Here is a 6000-nt window from a genome sequence, read left to right on the forward strand (position 1 = left end):
TTATGAGTAACCAAGCTGCCCAGTCCTCACCGCCGGAGGGTTGAACGTCACAGCCGTGGACCGGCGGCGCCCGCCGCCGGTCCACGCGCGTCACATCAGGCGGGCGGCGTCAGCAAGGCGGCCGTCAGCACCGGGGTCACCTGGTCGATCTGCCAGGAGCGGGCGCCGTGACCTGCGAGAACGGAGGCGATCGCATCCGTCGTCGGCTCGGCGGGCGGCTCCCAGCACAGCCGCCGGACGGTGTCCGGGGCGATCAGGTTCTCCTGTGGAAGATTCAGCTGTTCGGCCAGTTGGGTGACGGCCGCACGCGCCGCGGAGAGCCGCGCCGCCGCGGCCGGGTCCTTGTCGGCCCACGCCCGCGGCGGGGGCGGACCGGTCACCGGCTGGCCCGGCTGCGGAAGGTCGGCCTCCGGCAGGGCCCGCGCCCGGTCCACCGCGGCCTGCCACTGCTCCAGCTGGCGCCGGTTCATCCGGTGGCCGAAACCGCTCAGCGCGGCCAGCGCCCGCACGTTGGCCGGCAGGGCCAGCGCGGCCTCGACGATGGCCGCGTCGCCCAGCACCTTGCCCGGTGAGACATCGCGGCGCTGGGCGATCCGGTCCCGCGCCGTCCACAGCTCGCGCACCACGGCCATCTGCCGGCGCCGACGCACCTTGTGCATCCCCGACGTACGCCGCCAGGGATCCTTGCGCGGCGGGGCGGGCGGGGCCGCGGCGATGGCCGCGAACTCCTGGTGCGCCCAGTCCAGCTTGCCCTGCCGCGTCAGCTCCTCCTCCAGCGCGTCGCGCAGATCCACCAGCAGCTCGACATCGAGCGCGGCGTAGTGCAGCCAGGGCTCGGGCAGCGGGCGGGTGGACCAGTCGACCGCGGAGTGGCCCTTCTCCAGGGCGTATCCGAGGATGTTCTCGACCATGGCGCCCAGCCCCACCCGGGCGAATCCGGCCAGCCGGCCCGCGAGTTCGGTGTCGAAGATCCGGGCCGGGACCATGCCTATGTCCCGCAGACAGGGCAGATCCTGGGTCGCGGCGTGCAGCACCCATTCGGCGTCGGCGATCACGGCGCCCAGACCGGACAGGTCGGGGCAGCCGACGGGGTCGATCAGTGCGGTCCCCGCTCCGGCCCGGCGCAGCTGGACCAGATAGGCCCGCTGTCCGTAGCGGTAGCCGGAGGCGCGCTCGGCATCGACGGCCACCGGGCCGTGGCCCGCGGCGAAGGTCGCGATGACCTCGGCGAGGGCGTCCGCGTCCGCGGTGACGGGCGGGATGCCCTCACGCGGCTCCAGCAAGGGGACCGGCGCCGGGGGGAGGTCGTCCGGAGGAGCGCCCCCGGTGGTTCGCAGTGTCGTCTCTGCTGCGGTCTCTTGGGCGTCGGTCACCTGTCAAGGGTAGCTGTGTGCGGAGAGTACGCAGGGCGCCCGTCGACGGAACGTTCCGTCGACGGGCGCGGGGGTGATGGAGAGCCGCATGGCGGCCGGGCGGGTGGTACGGCTCAGTGGATGATTCCGGTGCGCAGCGCGACCGCGACCATTCCGGCCCGGTCCCCGGTGCCCAGCTTGCGGGCGATCCGGGCGAGGTGACTCTTGACGGTGAGCGCGGACAGGCCCATCGAGACGCCGATGGCCTTGTTGGACTGGCCCTCCGCAACCAGCCTCAGCACCTCGACCTCGCGGCCCGACAGCTCCCGGTAGCCGCCCGGGTGGCCGGGGGCGCCCGGCGGGCGGCGGTGCATCCGGGCGGCGGCGCCGAGCGGGGCGGCGCCGGGGCGGCCCGGGATGCCGAGGTTGGTGCGGGTGCCGGTGACGACATAGCCCTTGACGCCCCCGGCCAGTGCGTTCCGTACCGCGCCGATGTCATCGGCGGCGGACAGGGCCAGCCCGTTGGGCCAGCCCGCGGCGCGGGTTTCGGACAGCAGCGTGAGGCCGGAGCCGTCGGGAAGGTGGACATCGGCGACGCAGATGTCGCGTGGATTGCCAATGCGGGGACGGGCCTCCGCGATGGACGACGCCTCGATGACGTCGCGCACCCCGAGGGCCCAGAGGTGGCGGGTGACGGTGGAACGTACGCGGGGGTCGGCGACGACGACCATGGCCGTCGGCTTGTTGGGGCGGTAGGCGACCAGGCTGGACGGTTGCTCGAGGAGAACAGACACCAGGTCCTCCTGGGTAAGTGGTGGGACGGGTCACAACGTCCTTCGGCACCGATAGGGCCCGGCTTTAGAGAAAGATCACGATTTGGTGAGTAACAATTCGGGCAATTAGGACGACTGATCGATCGTGACTGATCTTTTTCAGGACATTCAGAGGCTCAGCGTCCTGTTCTGGACATCCCGAACACCCTGAACATCCCGAATATCGCGGAGCTCAGCGCGCCTGAGGTCCCCTCCGCTGCGGGAGCGAGACGACCCCCGCCTCCGTGGCCCCCGCCGGAGGCAGCCCAGCGATCTGGCACAGGAGGTCGCACCAGGCGGCCAGATGCCCCGCGGTGTCCGGTACGCCCAGCCGCTCGGCCGCGCCCTCACCCGCCGGCTCCGGGCGCCGGGGGCCGGAGCGGGCCGGTTCGGGGGGCGGGTGCTCGGACGGGGTCCAGGAGGCGCGGATCTCGATCTTGGTCGACGGCTCCCGTTCGCCCATCGCGCCGAAGTAGTGCGAGCTCGCCCGGGTGACCGTGCCGCTGGGCTCCCCGTAGGGCAGACCGCGTGCCTCCAGCGCGCCGGTGAGCCAGGACCAGCACACCTCCGGCAGCAGCGGATCCGCCGCGATCTCCGGCTCCAGGTCCGCGTGGACCAGCGTGACCAGGCGGAAGGTGCCGCGCCAGGCGTCGTGCCCGGCCGGGTCGTGCAGCAGGATCAGCCGCCCCTCGGCCAGCTCCTCGTCATCGCCGGACGCGCCGGTGACCACCGCCTCCAGCGCGTACGAGTAGGGTGCGAGCCGACGCGGGGGTGGGGTCGGATCGAGCTCCACCTCGGGCCGTACCCGCACACCGCGCAGCGCGGTGACGGCATGCCGGAAGGCGGGAGGCGTGTCATCGCCGCCCGCGTCCGTGCCGTCAGGGCCGTCAGCACCGTTCGAGAGGTGTCCTTGAACCGCTGCCATGCCCGGAAGACTAGGCGCAGTGAGGGCCCTAACCGGGGAGGAACACCCGGGTTGGCGGGTCACTCGTTCGGCCCGTGCGAAGATTTGGGGCATGAGCGCCAGTGAGCGGCCCTCGGGCCAGCAGCAGACCGGCCGCCCCACGGCCGGTGCCACAGCCGATTCGGCTTTTCTGCGGGCCTGCCGCCGGGAGCCGGTGCCCCACACGCCCGTGTGGTTCATGCGGCAGGCGGGGCGCTCGCTCCCGGAGTACCGCAAGCTGCGCGAGGGCACCGCGATGCTCGAGTCCTGTATGCGGCCCGACCTGGTCACCGAGATCACGCTCCAGCCGGTGCGCCGCCACCGGGTGGACGCGGCCATCTACTTCAGCGACATCGTCGTACCGCTCAAGGCCATCGGTATCGACCTCGACATCAAGCCCGGGGTCGGGCCCGTCGTCGAGCGGCCGATCCGCACCCGCGCCGATCTGGAGCGGCTGCGTCCGCTCGATCCGGACGATGTGAAGTATGTCACCGAGGCCGTCGGGACGCTGGTCGGCGAGCTCGGCGCGACCCCGCTGATCGGCTTCGCGGGCGCGCCCTTCACGCTCGCCAGCTATCTGGTCGAGGGCGGTCCGTCGCGCAACCACGAGCACACCAAGGCGCTCATGTACGGCGACCCGGCGCTCTGGGCCGCGCTGCTCGACCGGCTCGCCGACATCACCTCGGCCTTCCTCAAGGTCCAGATCGAGGCGGGCGCCTCGGCCGTGCAGCTCTTCGACTCCTGGGTGGGCGCCCTGGCCCCCGCCGACTACCGCCGCAGCGTGCTGCCCGCCTCCCGGAAGGTCTTCGACGCCGTCGCCGGATACGGTGTGCCGCGCATTCACTTCGGCGTGGGCACCGGTGAGTTGCTCGGACTGCTCGGCGAGGCGGGCGCGGATGTCGTCGGCGTCGACTGGCGGGTGCCGATGGACGAGGCCGCCCGGCGCGTCGGTCCCGGCAAGGCGCTCCAGGGCAATCTCGACCCCGCCGTGCTCTTCGCGCCGCGCGCGGCCGTCGAGGCCAAGGCGGACGAGGTGCTGGAGGCGGCCCGGGGGCTGGAGGGGCATATCTTCAACCTCGGCCATGGCGTGCTGCCCAGCACCGACCCGGACGCGCTCACCCGCCTCGTGGAGTATGTGCACACCAGGAGCGCATCGCGCGCACCTTCTGTGAAGGTCTGAACCAAGGGGGAACCCGCGTATCTCCCGTGGCGTCGTGAGGGGCATGACCGACATGCCCGCCACCGCGCTGTCAGATTCGCCGGAGTCGCCGGAGTGTGTCCACTTCGTCGACGACTGGGACGGCATCCTCCACGAGACCTATGGCGGCGACTCGGACCGGGCCGTCCTGGACTGCGCCCGGCGGCTGGCGGCCGATCCCGCGGGCGAGGGGGCGTACGCGTGGACGCTCGGGCTGGTCATGATGGCCGCGCATATCGGCCGGTTCTCCCGTAAGGACGTCGCGGCGGCGGCCCTGGAGGCCCTCCACACCACCGACCGGCGGCTGCGCGAGGCGCCCTGCGCCCACCGGACGCATCCGTACGAGAGCGATCTGGACGACCGGATCGACCACTTCGTGGACGATCTGCCGCTGCTCACCAATGGGTTGACCGAGGACGAGGACCCCGACTGGGAGGACGACGCCACCAAGGGGCAGTGGCTGTGCCCGCGCGACATCGCCGGGTACGCGCGGGTCGCCGTGGACATCATCGCCCCCGGCAGCGTGGGCGGTATCCCGCCCCGGCTCCCGGTCCGCGACGCGCGCCGCGCCGAGGATCTGCGCTCCATCGTCTGGGACTACCCGAGCGCGGCCGTCGACCCCGGTCAGGAGCTGTCGGCCTACGCCAGGAACCTGGTCGCCAACCCGCTGGGCTATCACCGCGCCGGGCTCGTGGTCGTCCTGCACGCCGCCTGCTGGTACGCCGCCAGCGGCCGGATCCGCGACCGGCGGGTCCTGGACACCATGGTGGACGCCCTGGAGGCGGTGCTGCCCGGTCTCGGCGACGCGTCCTGCGGGCACGGCGAGGGCGACCACCCCGAGGTCGGCCGGGACACCGCGGAGCAGGCCACCGTGGGCATCCATCTGCTCAGTCCCGGCGGCCGGGGCGTCTACCGCCAATGGCACAGGGAGGAGCTGGAGACGGCGCCGCTGGAGGCGTGGCTGTGCCCGGCCTTTCTCGCCGTGATCGCCCGCGAGGCGCTGGACCATCTGCGCACCGGCCGGGAACGGCTCTTCGGCCTCCGGGACACCGCCCACCTGGACGAGACGCTCGTACGCCCCGACGGGCGGCTCGACGTCGAACGGCTCACCCACGCCCTGCGCTTCCGCTGCCGGGACGGGCAGGCCGCACAGGACGCCGGGCTGTGGGCCGCGCGGCGGTTCGCGGCGGGCCCGGCCGATCCGCGCGAGCGGCTGGTGCTGCTGCTGGTCGCCTGCTGGTCGGTGACCTCCGCCGAGGAGGCTCCGCCCGAGGCCGTCCACCGGGATCTGCGGGCGATCCTCGGCGCGGTGCGGACCGGTCCGGCGGCCGGGCCCTGCCCCCATGACGCGCACCCCTGGGAGATGCTGGCCGAGCTGGCCGGCCGCCGTCACTTCGGCCTCCACGAGGACCCTTACGGCGCCCATCTCAACCATCTGTACGCGCCCGGGGAGTACGACACCCCCGAGCCGCCCTTCGACCCGGAGGCGTGGAGCTGCCCCCGCCATGTGGCCGGGCGGGTCCGGGAGGCGCTGCGGATCATCGACGGCGCGCGCTGACCGGCGGCGTGGGCGACGGGGCTTGGCGCCTGCGGCGGGCTGTTCCCCTACCCGCCCCTTCCCGAACCATGGGGCTCCGCCCCCTGGACCCCGGATGGGCTGAAATCAGCCCCTCCGGCGCTTGAGGAGCGGGGTCC

At 73.0% G+C, this 6000-nt stretch carries 5 protein-coding genes; 2 read left to right on the forward strand and 3 right to left on the reverse strand.

Annotated elements, in window-relative coordinates; translation table 11 throughout:
- Positions 1 to 95: 95 nt before the first annotated feature.
- The 3 genes from AB0E24_RS24745 to AB0E24_RS24755 form a co-directional block, all read right to left on the reverse strand.
- Positions 96 to 1373, reverse strand: coding sequence for a ribonuclease D (locus AB0E24_RS24745; RefSeq protein WP_359379958.1), 1278 nt, complete (start codon positions 1371 to 1373; stop codon positions 96 to 98).
- 113 nt (positions 1374 to 1486) lie between these two features.
- Positions 1487 to 2146 carry a response regulator transcription factor gene (locus tag AB0E24_RS24750; protein ID WP_014175686.1) on the reverse strand — a complete coding sequence of 220 codons (660 nt, stop codon included), beginning with the start codon at positions 2144 to 2146 and terminating at the stop codon, positions 1487 to 1489.
- 211 nt (positions 2147 to 2357) lie between these two features.
- Positions 2358 to 3089 carry a DUF3000 domain-containing protein gene (locus AB0E24_RS24755; protein WP_069867184.1) on the reverse strand — a complete coding sequence of 244 codons (732 nt, stop codon included), beginning with the start codon at positions 3087 to 3089 and terminating at the stop codon, positions 2358 to 2360.
- A gap of 91 nt (positions 3090 to 3180) precedes the next feature.
- Between AB0E24_RS24755 and hemE the strand changes: the two genes are divergently transcribed.
- Positions 3181 to 4287: a uroporphyrinogen decarboxylase gene (gene hemE / locus AB0E24_RS24760; protein ID WP_069867183.1), complete on the forward strand. Its 1107-nt coding sequence runs from the start codon at positions 3181 to 3183 to the stop codon at positions 4285 to 4287.
- Between the two features lie 43 nt (positions 4288 to 4330).
- A complete protein-coding gene (locus AB0E24_RS24765) occupies positions 4331 to 5863 on the forward strand; it encodes a hypothetical protein (protein ID WP_359379963.1) in 1533 nt (510 codons plus the stop codon).
- Positions 5864 to 6000 lie beyond the last annotated feature (137 nt).

It is taken from the genome of Streptomyces malaysiensis subsp. malaysiensis (genome assembly GCF_040653035.1).
Classification (GTDB): domain Bacteria; phylum Actinomycetota; class Actinomycetes; order Streptomycetales; family Streptomycetaceae; genus Streptomyces; species Streptomyces malaysiensis.